Genomic DNA, 17,248 nt, shown 5'->3' on the forward strand with positions numbered 1-17,248 from the left:
TCAAGATGCCATCACCGGGCGCTTACGCTATACCGTTCTGGGCTATTCCCGAATCAAAGTACACAGCGCCTTCCCAACGATTCGACGACGCCTCGCCGGGAGGAGATAGCGATGTCCTAAAGTTTCGATACCTGCTGCCGATATCTATGAATGGCGAGAAAAAGAGCCGCATCCTGACTTCCCGTCGAATCACTGGAACAATTTTGTAATAAGGCCACAACTTCATGAAAAAAATCATCGCAAGCGTGCTCGTCGCCGCTGCAGCCAGCTTGACGTTGGGTGGATGTGTCACCGGCAACGCGTCAATAACGGATGAACAAAAGGTTTCGTCCATTCAGATCGGAAAGTCGACGATGCAGGATGTCGAACGCGCCTTCGGCAAGCCGGGTGACGTGGAGTTGCAGCAAGGCGGCGAACAAGTCTGGACGTATCAAACCGTCAAAACGAATGCCGTGGCGTTCATCCCCATCGCCAATATGATGGGCAAGTCGGAAGAGGAGCATAACCTGACCGTGCGCTTCAATAAAAAGGGTGTGGTAACCGCCATGGGCCGGGGCCAGCACAACATGTGACCTCGGGAAATCGAGGGGAAGCATAGAGCCTGCAGCCGCGAATGGTCGGTTGCAGGTTTTTTTGTTGTCCCGGCGTGCTCGGCGTCGCCGCACGCCGCCGCCAATTTCTTCCAACTGACGGCGTTAGCCAACGCGCGGGGCTCTTGCGCTTACCGATTGTCAGCAATCTCGGAATCAACGTCGAGCGTCCGAAACTGGCCGAACCCAGTCCGACGATGAATTTGCAACATCATCGAACGGCGATCGGTCGTTGTCAGCTCTGCCGTCGCTTCCATCCACGCGACAGTACAGCCGGGCGCCTGCCGATGCCAATCCGCTATCTATCCTTAGGCAGACGGTTGTGCAACTTCTTGCCAAAACTTGGCAACTTTTTGCCGAGGTGGCGACGACTGATTCCACAGCGCCTTGACTTTGCCGCGGCCCCCGTAGGCTGAGTAGTGCGCCGGACATCGGGTCTTGCGCACAACTCCTTGAGGGTTACGCATGGTCTACAGAGGCTCGTTTAAGGACATCATCTATCCGGCACCTAACGGTGAACCGAGGGCTGCGCGCTACCGAGTCATTCTTCTCGGCGAGTCGATACCGGAATCGGTTCGAGCGATAGTGCATTTGATCCAAGACGTCACATGGTCCCCAGACGACAGTGAACAGAATCAGTCGCTAGACGTATTGCTCAACCGGATCGTGAGTCAGGAGTTGGATGGCATCCGCCTCGATCACATTCAACTTGTTGCTCAATCCGGAAGTAGGTTCATCGAATACCCGCTCGACTTCGATGCGGTCGACTACCACCGGCAGGGGAATCCAGTAAGGATGTCTGGCTTCGGAAAGAGCAGCGCCATCCATATCAATTTGCGCGACGTGACGGGCGGTTCCGTCGCCCTCTTTGTGGATCGTGACGGCGCACGCGCTGCAAGTGCTGCGCTCGAACAGGCGCTTCGATGACGACGCGCCGTTATTCTGTGGGCCGGTGGGAATCTCTGTGGTCGAACGAGCCGTACATGAGCCACCGGATCGTCCTCGACCTCGAGACGAAAACCGTCGACGCGGGGCAGGACCGCAGCTATCACCGCTGGACGCCTATGTGCCTCGAGCACGTCGCCTGCATGCAGCAGATTCTCGACGAAACATTCGGCGACATCTTCGACGACCCGGAGCAATACAGCTTTGAGCGTTGCGACGAGGTTCCAAATTGGGCTCTTCAGGCGTGGGACTGGCCGCGCGACGAACGCTCGCCCGACGAGTGTCGAGAGATCTAATAGTCGGTCCTACCGAGGGTCGGTCGCCGGGCTCTTATGCCGCGCTGCCTCTACTAGCGGCGAGCTTCTGCGGAAGCGAGGCTAGCAGCCGATCGAGGCGCTCGGTCGCTGCCGCGATGGCGGCCAAGCGTACTTCGCGCAACTGCCGATCGTGCTCGTTGACGATCGCTGTGAGGGGATCGAGCATCGCCTGCGGGAATTCCCACTCACCAGTGGCTTCTCCGTGATCAAGGATCGCGAGCACGTCGTTCTCAACCGCGCGGATGTTGGACAGATCGATCTCCCCGTGGCCCTTCTCCGTCAAGAAGCTGGTGAGCAAAACCACCTGTGCTAGGCACGTCGCTTCTCGGCGTCCGGACCGCCGCTGCCGAACGTTTTCGAGCGCAATACGAAATTGCAGACTCATCGCATCGGCATCTCGCCGCGGCATCGGCAACAGGAGGCGCTTCGTCCCGCGACCTCGGGGCGGCCTCTGAGCAGAAGGTTTTCGTTTCTTGGAGACAGGCATCGGCGAGATCGCCAACGTGGAAAAACGCAATTTTAGCAAGCACCCGAGAAACGAACAGACGTTCATTTAGATGGCGCAACGGTGGATGGCCGCGGCATTACGTCGTTTGTCGCCGCCTGCCAAGCAGAGCCCGGCGTCGGTCGAAAAATCGGCTAGAATACTGTACATATATACAGTACAACAGGCGACACCATGGGTCTCCCGGCTCCTGAAAGCATCCACCCATCGCTATGGCGTGGCACGCAACTCGCTTCGGCGCGGGTCAACGTTGTGTCGTGCGGATTCGAGGACCTGATGCACGAGTTACCCGGCGGCGGATGGCCGAAAGGCTCTCTCACCGATTTGCTCGTCCAGCAACCCGGCATTGGAGAGTTGCGCTTGCTGTTGCCGGCCCTGCGTGCCGTTGCTCGTCGGCCGATCGCCCTATTACAGGCGCCCCATCGGTTCCATCCGGAGGCCGCCGCATACTGGGGCTTGCCGGAGACGTCGCTCAATGTGATCCGTGCGACGAAGACCGCCGATGCATTGTGGTCCGCGGAGCAAATCTTGCGAGCCGGAAGCTTCGGCGCTCTGCTCTTTTGGCAGACCCACGTTCGCCCCGAGTCGCTGCGACGGCTGCACCTTGCCGCGCAGACGTCCGAGACACTGTTTTTCATGTTCAGGCCGCTCGCCAGTGCCAGCGACACGTCGCCCGCTCCCCTGCGCATCGCCGTGCGTCCCGGTCGTGACAGTGTGGCGCTCGACTTTGTGAAGCGCCGCGGTCCCAATCGAGATGAGCCGTTAATCGTCAGGTTGTCCCATTCGCCCATCCTGTTAAATCGTCATGCAACTCTGGATCGGCGTGTTTCTGCCCTACCTCAGCCGCGAAATCTTCCGGCCGAACTGGTCTCCTAGTTCGAAGGAAGGACTTGTCGTGCTCGATCACGAACGCGTCATCGCACTGGACAACGACGCGCGCGACGCGGGCGTTCGCGCAGGCATGCGCCGCGGCGGCGTACTCACGCTCGCGCCAGACGCCAAACTTCATGACCGAGATGAGCTTCGGGAGCAGCAGGCTATCTCCGACGTCGCGACGGCCCTGATGCAGTTCAGCCCCCAGGTCGCGATCGCCGAAGAACAAACGGTGCTCGTCGACGTATCCGCCAGCTTGCGGCTCTTTGGCGGCATCCGCGCGATCCATCGCGCGATTCGCAAGTCGCTCGCGGCGTTTGGCTTCACAGTGCGCACGAGCGTCGCACCAACCGGTCAAGGCGCGTGGCTCATGTCCCGCTACCGAGGCGGCCAGCGCCTCTCGATTCGATCGTTCGAGCGCCAATTGAGTGTCCTGCCGGCGCTGCTCGTGCCCGAGACGCGGCGCTTTGCCGACTGGTTCAACGGTCTCGGCTGCTCGAGCGTGGCCGACCTGCGTCGCCTGCCGCGCGCGGGCCTGAAAAAGCGCTGCGGTACGGCACTGCTCGATACCTTGGACCGTGCCGTTGGTGAGGCTCCTGAATTGTTCGAATGGGTGCAAACGCCGCCGTCATTCAATGCACGGCTCGAACTGCCGGATCGCGTCGAGCACGCCGAAGCGGTACTGTTCGCCGCTCGTCGCCTGCTGGTTCAGCTCACTGGGTGGCTCGCGAGCAAGCAACTCGCGGTGACACGATTTACTGTAGAACTGGAGCACGAACGCGGCCGCGCTGCGCTTGCGCCCACCGCCGTCGAAATCGCACTCGCTGAACCGACTTGGCACGAAGAACATCTCACACGCCTATTGAAAGAGCGACTTGGGCGGATAGAGCTCGTCGCTGCGGTCATCGCCGTGCGACTGGCTGTCAACGACGTGGAAGGCGCTGAACCCCCGTCAGACACGCTATTCCCCGAACCGGGAGGAAACGCCGAAGATCACAACCGGCTGATGGAACTGCTGATCGCGCGGCTCGGGCCCGAGAACGTGCTACGCGCAGCGCCCGTTGCCGACCATCGGCCGGAAGTCATCGCGAACTGGGTGCCCGTGACGAGCGACGTCAAGGGTTGCGCATTGCCGGGCGATCAGCCGCGGCCGTCATGGCTGCTGGAAACGCCGGTTCAGTTAATGACTCGCCAGCACCGGCCGTTCTACGGCAGCCCGCTGCGGACGGTTTCGCCCGGCGAACGTGTCGAAGCCGGCTGGTGGGACGGCGAACTGGTAACGCGAGACTATTTCGTCGCCGAAGCCGACGACCATACTTGCTACTGGATCTATCGCGAGCGCGTGGGCAGCCGCGACGAGGAAGATCCGCGCTGGTTCCTGCATGGCCTCTTCGGGTAACGTGCGATGGACCTGTTCTCTGCCACGCTGCCCGGGTACGCCGAGCTGCAGTGCTACTCCAACTTCACGTTCCTGCGCGGCGCCTCGCACGCGGAAGAGCTCATCGAGCGTGCTGAGCGGCTGGGCTACTTCGCAATCGCCGTCACCGACGAATGTTCGCTCGCCGGCGTGGTCCGCGCACACGTCGCGGCAAAGAAGACCGGTGTTCACCTGCTCATTGGCGCACATTTTCAGCTGACGAACGCCGACGGAACACCCGCCCTCGCCTTCACTGCGCTCGCGCAGACCCGCGACGGCTATGGCAACCTGTCTGAGCTAATTACGCTTGCTCGCACGCGCACGGCGAAAGGCACCTACCTGCTCACGCCCCACGATCTGGCGCGTCCAGAGGCGCCGTACGCGCACCTGCGCGGACTGCCCGGCTGCCTCATCATCCTGTCGCCGGAGTATCCAGCGAAGGAAGAGCGACTCGACTCGCAGGTCGAGTGGCTGGCGGATACATTCGACGATCGCTGTTGGGTCGCGCTCACGCTTCATGCGCGCGCGATGGACGACATTCACCGAGGCATCGTTGAGTATGTGGCCGACAAACACGGCGTGCCGGTGGTGGCCACCGGCGCCGTCACGATGCACGTTCGATCACGCAAACCGCTTCAGGACACGCTGACCGCGGTACGCCTGAACCGCTCAATCGCGGAATGTGGGTTCGACTTGGCGCAAAACGCCGAGCAGCACCTGCGCCCTCGCCTTCGTCTCGCCAATCTGTATCCCGAGCGCGCGCTGATCGAAACGCTCAATGTCGCCAGCCATTGCACATTCTCGTTGGACGAACTGCGATACGAGTATCCGGACGAACTCGTGTCTGAAGGCGTCACGCCGACCGCCTATCTGCGGCAGGAAACCTATATCGGCGCGCACCGCCGCTTTCCGGAAGGCATCCCGCACAACGTCCAGATCCAGATCGAACACGAACTCGCTCTGATCGCGGACCTGAAATACGAGCCGTACTTTCTGACGGTCTACGACTTGGTGCGCTTCGCGCGCAACGAGGGAATACTGTGCCAGGGTCGTGGGTCCGCCGCCAACTCGGCCGTTTGCTACTGCCTGGGCGTCACCGAGGTCGATCCGGCACGCAGCTCGATGCTGTTCGAACGCTTCATCAGCAAGGAACGGGGCGAGCCGCCCGATATCGACGTCGACTTCGAGCACCAGCGGCGCGAAGAAGTCATCCAGTACATCTATCGCAAGTACACGCGCACGCGTGCGGCGCTCGCGGCCGCCGTCACCACATATCGCCCGAAAAGCGCACTGCGCGACTCCGGCAAGGCGCTCGGCGTCGATCCGGTTATCGTCGACAAGGTCGCAAAGGCGCATCACTGGTTCGACTCGAGTGCCGATCTGCTCAATCGCTTCGTTGAATCCGGGCTCGACACCTCGGCGCCAATGATTCAGCAGTGGGCCCAGCTTGCCGCTCAGCTGCTTGGCTTTCCGCGACACCTTTCGCAGCACACAGGTGGATTCGTGATCGCGCGTGGCAAGCTCTCGCGCCTCGTGCCCATCGAGAACGCGGCGATGGTGGATCGTAGCGTCATCCAGTGGGACAAGGACGACCTCGAAGCGCTCGGCCTGCTGAAGATCGACGTGCTCGCGCTGGGCATGCTGTCCGCGATCCGACGGACACTCGATCTTGTCTCGCAGCAGCGCGGGGAGCCCTTCGAGATTCAGGACATTCCGGCTGAAGATCCAAACACATATGAGATGATCTGTCGGGCCGATACGGTCGGCGTCTTCCAGATCGAATCGCGCGCTCAGATGAGCATGCTGCCGCGCCTGCAGCCGCGCGAGTTCTACGACCTGGTCATCGAGGTGGCGATCGTGCGACCCGGGCCGGTTCAGGGCGGCATGGTCCACCCCTACTTGCGCCGGCGGCAGAGGCTCGAGCCCGTGTCGTTTCCGAGTCCGGACATGGAAACCGCGCTCGCGCGCACGCTTGGCGTACCGATCTTTCAGGAGCAGGTGATGCAAGTCGCCATGCTCGCGGCCGGCTTCTCGGCCGGCGAGGCCGACCAGCTCCGGCGTTCGATGGCCGCCTGGAAGCGCAAAGGTGGCCTGCAGCATTATTACGATCGCATCGTCAACGGCATGCTCGAGCGGGGCTACGAGCGCGAGTTTGCTGAGTCCATCTTCGCGTAAATTCAGGGCTTCGGTGAATACGGCTTCCCGGAGAGCCATGCAGCGAGCTTTGCCCTCCTCGTCTACGCGAGCAGTTGGCTGAAGTGCCATGAACCCGCCGCGTTCCTGTGCGCGATGCTCAATAGCCAGCCGATGGGGTTTTATTCCCCGTCGCAACTCGTGCAGGACGCAAAGCGCCACAAGGTCCGCGTGTTGCCCATCGACGTCACGATCAGCAACTGGGACTCGGCACTCGAAGGAGACGGATCGATGGCGCCGGTGCGGCTCGGCCTCGCGCTTGTACGAGGCATGCGAGAAGAGTCCGCAGCGCGCATCGAAGCGGCGCGTGCCGTGCGGTCGTTCGACAGTGTGAACGACCTCGCGAATCGCGCGCGCCTCGACCGGCACGACCTGCAGGTGCTGGCCGATGCAAATGCGCTGGCAGCGCTCTCAGGCAACCGGCGTGAAGCACTGTGGCAGGCGGTGGCAGCCGTGCCGGACAAGGACTTACTGCGGGCGACGGCGCGCGAGGAAGAATTGCCCGTGCTGGCCGCGCCCAGCGAAGGCGAGGAAATCGTTAGCGACTACCGATCGACCGGCCTCACACTCAACCGCCATCCACTCGCGTTGCTGCGTGAGCGGCTCAACGAAAAGAAGATCTTCGCCGCATCGACGCTGGCCGCGTACCCGAACGGACGGCTCGCCAAGGCGTGCGGCATCGTCACCGTGCGTCAGCGTCCGGGCACCGCGAATGGCGTGCTTTTCATCACGCTCGAAGACGAAACCGGCCAGATCAACGTGATCGTCTGGCCATCACTCGTTGAGAAGTTCAGGAAGGAGGCGCTCGGTGCATCGCTGCTCGGTGTATATGGCGTTTGGCAGCGCGAGGGAGAGGTGAAGCATCTGGTCGCCAACCGCCTCGTCGACATGACCGCTCTGCTGGGGAATCTAGCGACGAATAGCCGGAATTTTCACTGATCCCACCGGGTGCGCGCCGAGAGCGCCCACGTCGCTTGTCGACCCAATCCGGTCCTCCAGTAGCAGACTTCGAACGGCGGCTATTCGAGGATGAGCTGCCGCACATGGCCACAGACTTTCCCCATTCAACCGCCTCGCGCGGACAAGACTCCGGACGCCCGCCCCTCATCCGCAGACGCGATCCCGGTCATGGAAGCGTTGCATCCAGTAGGGGAACGGCACTGTTGGTTCAGATACTTTATCGAGCCGCGCGCACTGTTCGGAGGTTAATACGAGATTCTGTGCATCGAGATTAGCTGCGAGTTGCTCGCACGTGCGGGCTCCGACGATGACAGAAGTGATCTGCTCGCGCGCGAGCAACCAGCCTAATGAGACTTGAGCCGGCGTGGCCCCTAGTTCGTCGGCGACTTCACGCAATACTGCGAGGATCGGCTCCGCCCTGACTGTATCGACCGGCGGAAAGTCGAGTTTGGCACGCCGCCCGACAGCTTCGCCATTCTGCGAGTACTTGCCGCTCAGGTAGCCACCTGCGAGCGGACTCCAAACCAAGAGGCCCATTCTGTTTTTCGCTGCAACCGGCATGAGTTCGTGCTCGATATCGCGGCTCGTCAGCGAATAGTGCACCTGATTGCTCACGACATGAGCCCGATCGGTACGCAACGTTATGCCGACGGCCCGCTCGAGATCGCCTGCACTGAAATTGCACACGCCAATATGGCGGACCTTGCCTTGGGTGACGAGGTCGTCCAGCACACGAAGCGTCTCGTCGAGCGGAACAAGCGCATCACGGTCATGCAACTGGAACAGGTCGATGTGATCGCGACCGAGTCTCTTCAGGCTTGTCTCGACCGAGCGCATGATGTGTGAGCGGCCCAATCCCACTTCGTTCTGGCGAGGGCCGGTGCGTAGCCGAACCTTGGTCGCGACGAGCATTCGATCTTCGTCCAGCCCCAGCGCTTTCAGCACATGGCCCACGACCTCTTCTGAGCGACCTTGCGAATAGGCGTCCGCCGTGTCGATCAGGTTGACGCCACCTTCCACGGCCATCGCGACGAGCCGGGCGGCCTGATCGCTGTTCAAGCCGGCAATATTGCCCCAGATGCCCGAGCCAGCACCGAAAGTCATTGCGCCCAAGCTCAGTCGTGAGACGCGTAGACCAGTTCTGCCAAGCGTGCTGTATTCCATCGTGTATTCCTTGTTTGAACGAAAACCTGATGCATCGGTAGAGTAAGACCTGGAGTCCGCTCGTCGCGCCATCGGCTCTGGTCAGGTTCGACGCGACACAAGCTCGCCCAGAACGGTCTCCAGTTCGACATGGCCGCGCAAGATTTCGTCAGAACTGCTTTCGAAATCGATCCAGTCTTCGTTGAAGCCGTCCAGCATGCGCATGCGAGGTAGAGGATGCTTCATGCCCTGCTTGCGGAACAGCGCTTCCCACGTCTGCCTTTCGACAACTTCCGCACGTACCTGACGACGCAACACGCCGGCGAAAGCCGCTGCGAGATCGTTAGGACTCGCCCAGCGTGGACCCTCAAGCTCGACGACGCGCACACCGCGCCACGTCTGCTGAAGCAGTTCGGCAGCAACGCGGCCTACGTCCGCGGTGGCGACCATCGGCACAGGCTTGTCGAGCGGTTGCAGGTAACTGGCAATGACGCCATCGTCGCTTGCAGACGCAACATCCCACGCGGCGTTCTCCATGAACCAGCCAGGGCGCAGGAACGTCACGGGCATCGGCATCTCGCGCAGCGCCTGCTCCATCAGCGTGCGTTGAGTGAGCAGGTTGACCCCATCGGCCTGTGCGCCGATCGTCGAGAGGCAAACGACCTTGTCGGGCCGCGCCTTCAGGAGTGCTGCGGACACAGCCTCAATCACTGTGCGCGCTTCAGGAAACCCGGGCTCCGGATCGAACTCCGAAGGCGGCAGGATGAAAACGCCCGTCGCGCCTTCGAACGCGGCGGCGAGCGACGAAGGGTCTTCCATGAAAGCCGTCGCGATCTCGCAACCTCGCTCTGCCCACGCCTCTGCCCGCGTCGCATCGCGCACGACTGCGCGCACCGGCTGACCAGTAGCCAGCAGTTCGCGGGCCAGTGCGCCGCCCACCTTGCCGGTGATTCCTGTGATTGCATACATTGCTCGTTCTCCATGTGTGGATATATCGGGTGACGCAGCGTCGATTTGCCGACGGTCAATCGCTCAGGCGCGACGCAAAGCCTCGTAAAACGCCTGCTCGAACTGTCCGTATAGGTTCACGACGCGCGCATCGTAGAAGGGCAGCATCTGCGTAAAGAGCGATCCGGCGACCCGCTTGACCGGATCCACCCAGAAGTAGGTGTTCAACAACCCGGCCCAGCTCACGCTGCCAGCGCTTCGTCCGTGGGGTCCTTGCTCTGTATTGATGTCGAACGACAGCCCCCACTTGTGCGCGGTGCCCGGAAACTGATCGAAGCTGTTCGACCACGACGGCTGCGCCGTCCTCATTTCCGCGACCTGCAGATCGCCAATGTGATTGCGGAACATCGTCGCGACGGTGTCGGCGCGTAGCACGCGTTCGCCGCGATACGTGCCGCCGTTCAACAGCATCTGCAGGAACCCCATGTAGTCGCGCGGCGTGCTGAACAGTCCGCCTCCGCCCATGAAAAATTCGGGGCGCTGGTTGGTTTCGAACGGCTCAGGCGCGAGTGAGCCGTCCGCCTGACGCCTGTGCATGGTCGCGACGCGCTGCTTCTGCTTGCTACCGATGAGAAAGCCCGTGTTGCGCATGCCCAGCGGATCGAAGATGTGCTCGCGGAAGTAGACTTCCAGCGACTGATCGGTCACGGCCTCGACCAGTTTGCCGACCCAGTCCATGCTGATGCCGTACTCCCAGCGCTCGCCCGGCTCGAACTCGAGCGGCGCCGCGAATGCACCGTTCATCGAATAGCCGATGTCCGGCATGCCCGTTACCGTCTCGTACCGGCTGAGCTTGTCGCTCCAGATGCTGTACGTAAATCCGGAGGTATGCGTGAGTAGATGGCGCACCGTGATCGCATTGCGCGCAGGACGCAGCTTGGGGTGCCCGGAGACGTCGAATCCGTCGAGGATTTGAGGCGACTTCAATTGCGGCAGGATTTCGCTCGCAGGTTGATCCAGCCGCAGTCTGCCCTGCTCGATGAGCTGCATGCACGCGGTTGCGGTAATCGCCTTTGTCATCGACAGGAGCCAGAAGACTGTGTCGGGACTAATGGCCTCGCCAGTGCGGGCGTTCGCCCGGCCACATGCTCCCTCGTAAACCAGTCCGCGGTCGGTTGCGCCCATGGCGACAACAGCGGCAACCGTGCCGTCGTCCACCGCCCTTTGCAGGCATTGATCGATCGAACTGTAGGCCGGGTGATGCGCCAGCGCGGCGTCGCCACTCGCGCGCTGCGACACTGCCCGCGCGTCGCGGCTTGCGACGCCACCAAGTGTCGCAAGAGCCAGCAGGCTCGATGCACCCTTCAGAAGACGACGACGATCTGTTTGAACTGCCATTTTCCGTTTCTTCCCGAATGAATGAATGAATGAATCGCGGCATTACAGTGCTTCAGTGATGGGCGAAAAACGCGCGCCGCGAGCGGTTCCCGTTGAGGCGTCCAGCGGATGTCTCGGTGAGACGTATTCTGGCCAAGCACCAAACGAAACAAAATGACACGGATGTCATCATATAAGTGACAAAGCGTCACCGATTTGGCATGATCAACGGACAGATCCACTGCTGCGCGGCGCAGCGTTCGCTTTCACGCGGTCGATCGCGCTCTGCCACACGTATTAACTCGAGCAACCATGAGATCCAGTAGCGAGAAGCTTTCCGGCAGCATTAGCGTGTTCGCCGCCGTAGTGGATGCGGGAACGTTTGTGGCCGCTTCGGAGGTGATAGGAATGACGCCGCCCGGCGTCAGTCGGGCGATTGCGCGGCTGGAAAAAAGATTGAACATCCGGCTCTTCAGCCGGACAACGCGCTCCGTCTCCCTGACTGAAGAGGGCCGTCGCTTTTACGAGCAGGTCATGCCCCATCTCGCCGGGTTGGAGGAAGCCGCGGCCGCTGCGGCAGGTGGCGCGTCCGCTGTGCGTGGAAAGCTGAGAATCAATCTGGATCCTGTCGTCTACCGGACCATTCTCGGGCAACAGCTCGATGCGTTCATGGACGCACACCCCGAACTCGAAATCGAATTCATCGCGCGAGACAGTCTTGGCGACCTCGTCATGGACGGCTTCGACCTCGCCGTGCGATTCGGCGAACCCAAAGCGTCTACCCTGATCGCGAGAAAGCTGCTCGACACCCGCATCGTGACTGTCGCAGCGCCTTCGTATGTTGCCCGTTGGGGACGGCCGTCAAGACCCGAGGACTTAGAAGGTCGAGGCCACAGATGCCTTGAGTTTCGCAACCCGGAGACAGGCAAGCCGTTTCAGTGGGAATTTCATCGCAAGCGAAGACGCATTGTGGTCGACACTCAGGGACGACTCACGGTCAATGATCCGGGTGCCCTGCTCAACGCATGTCTCGCCGGTTCGGGAATTGCGCAGATGTTGCTGCTCGGTGCCGAGCCCCTGATTGCCGACGGCCGGTTGATCAATCTCTTTCCCGAATGGGTAGACGAACGGTATCCGTTATACGTCTACTACGCATCTCGGCACCACGTGCCGGCAAAGACCCGTGCTTTTCTTGACTTCGTGGTGGAACTGACAGGCAATCACGAGCGCGCCGGCGCTCGCTAGTGCTGTTTCGGCGAACTGGCGAGGCAATATCGAATGGCCGGTTACGTATGGGTTGCGGTCTGCCATGATCAGGTTACGAACGTCCAGTTCTGGCCGGGAACTGTCTCACGCAAATTGCATGCTCTGCTCGATCTTGCACGGCGACGATCGGCAGCACGCGACCCGGAACTGCCGTTCAAGGGTGGAGGCTGCAACGACAGCATTTAGTCGTACAACTGCCGTTCGCCGCCATTGCGCCATTTCACCTCGGTACTTGCTCGGGCGCAAGGGAAAGTAAATTCCATATCCTTACTGAGTGCTGCACCGCGTCCCATGCGGTTTGAGTGTTGCGTGGCACCGAAGATATCAAGCGGAAGGACTTGGTCTTTTGCAACTGAGCATCGCGACTGCATGTCACGGCGTTGAACTAACGCACCGCCCCACAGGGCTTCGTCATGTTGGCGGTTGTGGGGCAACGCGTCACCTGGTTGAGGCGATTGCTCAAAGGCAGGAGGACCGAAAGATCTGCGTGCGTTCGGGCAAACGAAAGCTTCCGTGAACGTAACAAAGCCCGCGCAGGCCATCCGCACTGCGGAATCCGGTGATGGTCCGCGCATGCCGATCCTGGACATTACCGGCGCCGCCACTCACAGCGAGTCTCTCATGTCGCATTGCTTGTGATGGCAGCGATCAATTCCCTGGTTGTCAATACTTCATGGGCGTAAGTGGGGCCATTAATATCCATGGCAGCGCGAAGTGCTTCATGTGAACGCGCAGAGGTCGCATCCCGAACGAGAGTTACGTGATAGCCAAGTTCCATCCCGATGCGGCCCGTCGCTTCAAGGCAGCTGTTCGCAAGCAGTCCAATCAGGATGATCTTTTCCTTGTAGTTCCTCTTAAGCAGTTGATCCAAATCGGTATTTGGAAAGCCGCTGGATGCCCAGTGCTCAGTCGCAACAATGTCCCCTGGCTGCACTTGAAATTCGTTGTGAAACGTACCGCCCCATGTTCCCTTTGCAAAGGCTTGGCGCTCAGCGGCACCAAGCTGGTAAGGCGACGGATATTTCCAGTTCACGTAGTCACCCGACTCCCAACGATGGTGCGGCACGTGAAAAATCGTGACGCCAGAGTTACGCGCCGTTCGTACGATCGTCTGAAGGTTGTCGACCATGTTGTTCTCTTCGGCGATGTCCTTGATCCACGGAAATAGCTTGCCTCCATCACTCAGAAAGTCGTTGTACAGATCCACGCAAAGAACTGCTGTGATCTTGGGGTCATAGCTGGTCATCGAAATCTCCGCTGTTGAACTGCGAGCCGAACCGGCCAGAGGCGACTCCGGCACTTGCTGAAAATAGATTTAGTGCGCGATCCTTATGGCCGCTGCTTTTTACAAGAGTCTTGAGAAATCCTGTGTCCAAGAAATTGATCCGACTTTCGTCAGGTCGGCGGTCACAGGCGTATCGAGCGCGCTCATGCAAACTTGAGTCCGATCACGCCACCGAGAATCAGCAGAATGAAAAACACCCGCAACGGTGCGGCCGAATCTCCGAGCAAAGCGATGCCAAGGATTGCCGTACCCGCCGCCCCGATTCCGGTCCACACGGCGTAACCGGTCCCGACCGGCACCGTACGAAGTGCCACGGAGAGCAGAACGACGCTCGACAGCCCCGTCGCGACCGTAAGCAGCCCAGGCGTCAGTCGCGTGAAGCCGTCTGAAGCCTTCATCGCAAAGGCGAAAGCGATCTCAAGCACGCCCGCCAGGCCAAGTAGTAGCCATGCCATCAGTGAAACTCCGTACGATATGAGCGATGTCAGGCTTTCGCGCATGCCGCAGCCGGAGCGGTGCGGAAGGCGATCCCCAGACGATTGAAAGCGTTCATCAAGCTGATCGCATAGGTGAGGTCAGCGAGTTCCTTGTCATCGAATTCGGCCGCCACCGCCTGGTAATCTTCATCGGGAGCGTGTGTTTCAGCCACCCGCGTGACCGTTTCCGCCCAGGCGATCGCTGCTTTCTCGCGCGCGCTGAACAGCGTGCCGGCGTCGCGCCAGACCTGCAGAAGGGTGAGCTTTTCCTCCGATACCCCGAGCCTCTTCACGTCTCGCGTGTGCATATCGATACAGAAAGCACAGCCATTGATCTGCGAGACGCGCAGGTACACGAGGTTGATCAGTTCCTTCGCAAGGCCGCATTTCTGAAGTATCGAATGTACTTCACCGAACGCCCGATACGCGTCCGGCGACGCCTTGCTGTAGTTGATGCGTTGTGTCATGAAGAACCTCTCTGATTGACCGTTTAAGAGGCTTCATCTTGTCTCACCTTGGTCCAGTTCAAAAGGACCATGAACTTGCATCCGCGCTATGCCATGATTCTTGGCGCACGAGTCGAACCGGTCACATCAGCGCCAGGATTCGCTTGCCGAGTTGCGCTGCGGTTGCCTGACTGTCAACGTTCGTGAACCCGACGAGCAGCGCCGATCCGACTTGCCGTCCCTCGCCCCAATCCGAAAGTGCTTCGGCGTACATGCCGTTTTCACCCACACTCGCAACGAGCCGTCGGTCCGACCGGCGGCCGCGTAAGCGCAAGATCAAATGCATGCCGCCTGGTTGCGCATCAATGTCCACGTAGTTGCCCAGTGCACTTTCCAGACCCGCGACCGTTGCATCGCGTCGTTCGGCATATAGCCTGCGCATTCGCTGAATATGCCGCGCAAAGTGCCCCTCTCTCATGAAGGATGCCACCATCGCCTGAACGAGGTGGGACGTGCCTGTGCCAAGCGTGTGAAAGACCTGCTCGAAGCGTTGGACGAGCGTTCCGGGGACGACAAGATACGCGAGTCGAAGGCTCGGCATCAGCACCTTGCTGAAAGTGCCTGCATAAAGAACTCTTCCGTTTCCATCCAGACTTTTCAGCGCTGGCAAGGGCCGGCTGATATAGCGATACTCGCCATCGTAGTCATCTTCGATAATCCATCCCTTGTTTTGTGCAGCCCATTCCAGCAGGGCTAGCCGGCGGGGCAACGAAAGTGTTACGCATAAGGGGCTTTGATGGGCGGGAGTCACGATCACCGCCCGCGCGCGCGGTGCGAGTTCCATGCCGCAGGCAACATCGATCCCTTCTTCGTCCACCGGAATGGGAACTCCGTCCAGATTCAGCATACCCATCAACTGCCGGGTCGGCGGGTATCCCGGATTTTCATACCACACCTGATCGCCCGCGTTGAAAAGCGCGTGAGAGATGAGTTCGATCGAGTGACGATAGCCTGATGTTACGAACACCTGCGTTGGGGCGCACTTGATGCCGCGCGAGACGTGAACGTATGTCGCGATAGCCGCGCGCAGTTCCTCCAGGCCACACACTGGCGGGTGAACCATGTCGAACGCTTGCGTCGCACGAATACGGTTCGCGCCCAGCCGGGCCCAAATCTTTCGGGGAAACATGTCAAGTGCGGGCAAGCCCATCTGAAACGGCAAGATGGAATCGGGACGGAAGCTGGGCGCGTCTGGCGCGGCCTTCAACTTCGGCTGCACTTCGCGTGTTGGAATCCGCGCCCGGAGGCCGGGCGTCACGATGGTTCCCGCCTGACCTCGCGAGACGACGTACCCTTCGGCAGCCAATAGCTCATACGCGGAATTTACCGTGCCCCGGGCCAGACCAAGTTCAGTCATCAGGGCACGCGCGGAGGGTATTCGGTCGCCGGGCTTTAGTGTCCCATCGGCGATGACCGCCACGAGACGCTCATAGATCTGGCGGTAAAGCGGAGTCTCCGCGGTTGGATCGAGCGGTGAAACAATCGATGTTTTCAATTTGACCATGAGCGGTCGCGTCTGCGCGTCTGAAAAAGGATTGAACCATGGCATGCGAAACAGGCGTTTCATGCTGCTCGCAGCAATGACAGTTTGGTCTGCCGCTTCGGCATTGTCCGCTATTCATTTCGATGTCGTCATCATGGTCTATACGAAAACGCAATTCTTGGTTTTATTAGTTGAACCATCCCCTCGTTAGAGTATTCCCACGCGACACCTTCATCAAGCGATCCAGGCGCATCAGAAGAACACAGCACCGCTGCCTTGATCCGGAACTTTGGGAACCACATAGATGAACATCCTGCATCTCACATTCAGTGCCCGGGGAGAGTCCTCAGAGAGTCAAAGGCTTTCGAGGAAAATCGTCGAGATGCTTTTTCAAAGAAATCCCAAGGCCGAACTGGTCGTCCGCAGACTTGCCGTTACCCACTCCGTTTTCAAAAGAGCCCCAATTTTCCGTCCGAGTAACCCTTAACGCTATACCCGCGCGAGTTTCCCGAATGATGGGGATTTAATCGGAGGTCGTGGCGATCCTCATATGTACCGAGATGTTCGTCGTGACCGCGGCAGGCGTAGGAACCACTGATGTCTGCCCAGGACGGTGCGCCGAAGGCGTGGGACGACCCAGTCAACGATACGCAGATTGCCGCCAAAGTGTACGGAAAGCTCTTCATCGACTTCCCCAAAATCCCCACGAAATTTCCAATCTGCCGTCGACTCGTGACGCCAATCGGGAGATGAGCTTAGCTCCATGACACGCATCCATAGCGTATTGCCACGGTGAAGCATCTTGCCTCATCAAAGAGTGGCCGCGGAGAACCATGAGACATCAAGAGATCCCTGGCCATCTGCGCATTTCGCGGCTTCTGTTCGCACGATTATCGAAGAGGACAAGCGGCTGCTGTACCTCGCGCTAACGCGAGCCCACCGTCTGCTGGCGGTACCATCGGGT

At 60.2% G+C, this 17,248-nt stretch carries 15 protein-coding genes and 1 pseudogene; 8 read left to right on the plus strand and 8 right to left on the minus strand.

Annotation, left to right across the window (positions count from 1 at the left end):
• The 4 genes from BG61_RS43710 to BG61_RS30695 form a co-directional block, all read left to right on the plus strand.
• The coding region (locus BG61_RS43710) for a hypothetical protein (RefSeq protein WP_206540616.1) at positions 1-209 on the plus strand (209 nt) is incomplete at its 5' end.
• A 15-nt stretch (positions 210-224) separates the two neighbouring features.
• Positions 225-572, plus strand: coding sequence for an outer membrane protein assembly factor BamE domain-containing protein (gene bamE / locus BG61_RS30685; RefSeq protein ID WP_035942522.1), 348 nt, complete (start codon positions 225-227; stop codon positions 570-572).
• Positions 573-1,055: 483 nt separating this feature from the next.
• Complete coding sequence (locus BG61_RS30690; RefSeq protein ID WP_035942523.1) at positions 1,056-1,517, plus strand: hypothetical protein; 462 nt, start codon at positions 1,056-1,058, stop codon at positions 1,515-1,517.
• Positions 1,518-1,573: 56 nt separating this feature from the next.
• Positions 1,574-1,831: a hypothetical protein gene (locus BG61_RS30695; protein ID WP_051672898.1), complete on the plus strand. Its 258-nt coding sequence runs from the start codon at positions 1,574-1,576 to the stop codon at positions 1,829-1,831.
• A 34-nt stretch (positions 1,832-1,865) separates the two neighbouring features.
• Here BG61_RS30695 and BG61_RS30700 read toward each other — a convergent pair whose 3' ends face one another.
• Positions 1,866-2,237, minus strand: coding sequence for a Fis family transcriptional regulator (locus tag BG61_RS30700; RefSeq protein ID WP_233469248.1), 372 nt, complete (start codon positions 2,235-2,237; stop codon positions 1,866-1,868).
• Positions 2,238-2,531: 294 nt separating this feature from the next.
• Between BG61_RS30700 and imuA the strand changes: the two genes are divergently transcribed.
• The 3 genes and pseudogenes from imuA to BG61_RS30715 all read left to right on the plus strand — a co-directional run bounded on the left by imuA (position 2,532) and on the right by BG61_RS30715 (position 7,779).
• Complete coding sequence (gene imuA / locus BG61_RS30705) at positions 2,532-3,233, plus strand: translesion DNA synthesis-associated protein ImuA (protein WP_035942524.1); 702 nt, start codon at positions 2,532-2,534, stop codon at positions 3,231-3,233.
• On the plus strand, positions 3,163-4,629 hold the full coding sequence (locus tag BG61_RS30710) for a Y-family DNA polymerase (RefSeq protein ID WP_051672900.1): 1,467 nt from the start codon (positions 3,163-3,165) through the stop codon (positions 4,627-4,629). The genes imuA and BG61_RS30710 overlap by 71 nt, the downstream gene beginning before the upstream one ends.
• 6 nt (positions 4,630-4,635) lie before the next feature.
• A pseudogene (locus BG61_RS30715) lies at positions 4,636-7,779 on the plus strand (error-prone DNA polymerase).
• Between the two features lie 165 nt (positions 7,780-7,944).
• Here BG61_RS30715 and BG61_RS30720 read toward each other — a convergent pair.
• From BG61_RS30720 to BG61_RS30730, 3 genes are all read right to left on the minus strand, one after another.
• Entirely contained in the window at positions 7,945-8,964 is a 1,020-nt protein-coding gene (locus tag BG61_RS30720) for an aldo/keto reductase (protein WP_035942526.1), read from the minus strand.
• Between the two features lie 81 nt (positions 8,965-9,045).
• A complete protein-coding gene (locus BG61_RS30725; RefSeq protein WP_035942527.1) occupies positions 9,046-9,912 on the minus strand; it encodes an NmrA family NAD(P)-binding protein in 867 nt (288 codons plus the stop codon).
• Between the two features lie 63 nt (positions 9,913-9,975).
• A complete protein-coding gene (locus tag BG61_RS30730) occupies positions 9,976-11,289 on the minus strand; it encodes a serine hydrolase domain-containing protein (protein WP_035942528.1) in 1,314 nt (437 codons plus the stop codon).
• A 291-nt stretch (positions 11,290-11,580) separates the two neighbouring features.
• Here BG61_RS30730 and BG61_RS30735 point away from each other — a divergent pair, with 291 nt between their 5' ends.
• Entirely contained in the window at positions 11,581-12,513 is a 933-nt protein-coding gene (locus BG61_RS30735; protein WP_027777730.1) for a LysR family transcriptional regulator, read from the plus strand.
• Positions 12,514-13,153: 640 nt separating this feature from the next.
• Here the strand turns inward: BG61_RS30735 and BG61_RS30740 are convergent.
• The 4 genes from BG61_RS30740 to pdxR all read right to left on the minus strand — a co-directional run bounded on the left by BG61_RS30740 (position 13,154) and on the right by pdxR (position 16,305).
• A complete protein-coding gene (locus BG61_RS30740; protein ID WP_035942529.1) occupies positions 13,154-13,780 on the minus strand; it encodes a cysteine hydrolase family protein in 627 nt (208 codons plus the stop codon).
• A gap of 182 nt (positions 13,781-13,962) precedes the next feature.
• Positions 13,963-14,274 (minus strand): DMT family transporter, encoded by a 312-nt coding sequence (locus tag BG61_RS30745; RefSeq protein ID WP_035942530.1) that lies wholly within the window; start codon positions 14,272-14,274, stop codon positions 13,963-13,965.
• A 29-nt stretch (positions 14,275-14,303) separates the two neighbouring features.
• Entirely contained in the window at positions 14,304-14,762 is a 459-nt protein-coding gene (locus BG61_RS30750) for a carboxymuconolactone decarboxylase family protein (protein WP_035942531.1), read from the minus strand.
• A 121-nt stretch (positions 14,763-14,883) separates the two neighbouring features.
• Entirely contained in the window at positions 14,884-16,305 is a 1,422-nt protein-coding gene (gene pdxR, locus BG61_RS30755) for a MocR-like pyridoxine biosynthesis transcription factor PdxR (RefSeq protein ID WP_035942532.1), read from the minus strand.
• Positions 16,306-17,248 lie beyond the last annotated feature (943 nt).

This window comes from Caballeronia glathei (assembly GCF_000698595.1).
In the GTDB taxonomy this organism is placed as follows: Bacteria; Pseudomonadota; Gammaproteobacteria; order Burkholderiales; family Burkholderiaceae; genus Caballeronia; species Caballeronia glathei.

What these genes read in the sequence shown, in the direction of transcription:
- bamE (WP_035942522.1), top strand. Translation starts at nt 225, where the DNA reads ATGAAAAAAATCATCGCAAGCGTGCTCGTCGCCGCTGCAGCCAGCTTG.
- BG61_RS30690 (WP_035942523.1), top strand. Translation starts at nt 1,056, where the DNA reads ATGGTCTACAGAGGCTCGTTTAAGGACATCATCTATCCGGCACCTAAC.
- BG61_RS30695 (WP_051672898.1), top strand. Translation starts at nt 1,574, where the DNA reads ATGAGCCACCGGATCGTCCTCGACCTCGAGACGAAAACCGTCGACGCG.
- BG61_RS30700 (WP_233469248.1), bottom strand. Translation starts at nt 2,237, where the DNA reads ATGAGTCTGCAATTTCGTATTGCGCTCGAAAACGTTCGGCAGCGGCGG.
- imuA (WP_035942524.1), top strand. Translation starts at nt 2,532, where the DNA reads ATGGGTCTCCCGGCTCCTGAAAGCATCCACCCATCGCTATGGCGTGGC.
- BG61_RS30710 (WP_051672900.1), top strand. Translation starts at nt 3,163, where the DNA reads ATGCAACTCTGGATCGGCGTGTTTCTGCCCTACCTCAGCCGCGAAATC.
- BG61_RS30720 (WP_035942526.1), bottom strand. Translation starts at nt 8,964, where the DNA reads ATGGAATACAGCACGCTTGGCAGAACTGGTCTACGCGTCTCACGACTG.
- BG61_RS30725 (WP_035942527.1), bottom strand. Translation starts at nt 9,912, where the DNA reads ATGTATGCAATCACAGGAATCACCGGCAAGGTGGGCGGCGCACTGGCC.
- BG61_RS30730 (WP_035942528.1), bottom strand. Translation starts at nt 11,289, where the DNA reads ATGGCAGTTCAAACAGATCGTCGTCGTCTTCTGAAGGGTGCATCGAGC.
- BG61_RS30735 (WP_027777730.1), top strand. Translation starts at nt 11,581, where the DNA reads ATGAGATCCAGTAGCGAGAAGCTTTCCGGCAGCATTAGCGTGTTCGCC.
- BG61_RS30740 (WP_035942529.1), bottom strand. Translation starts at nt 13,780, where the DNA reads ATGACCAGCTATGACCCCAAGATCACAGCAGTTCTTTGCGTGGATCTG.
- BG61_RS30745 (WP_035942530.1), bottom strand. Translation starts at nt 14,274, where the DNA reads ATGGCATGGCTACTACTTGGCCTGGCGGGCGTGCTTGAGATCGCTTTC.
- BG61_RS30750 (WP_035942531.1), bottom strand. Translation starts at nt 14,762, where the DNA reads ATGACACAACGCATCAACTACAGCAAGGCGTCGCCGGACGCGTATCGG.
- pdxR (WP_035942532.1), bottom strand. Translation starts at nt 16,305, where the DNA reads ATGGTCAAATTGAAAACATCGATTGTTTCACCGCTCGATCCAACCGCG.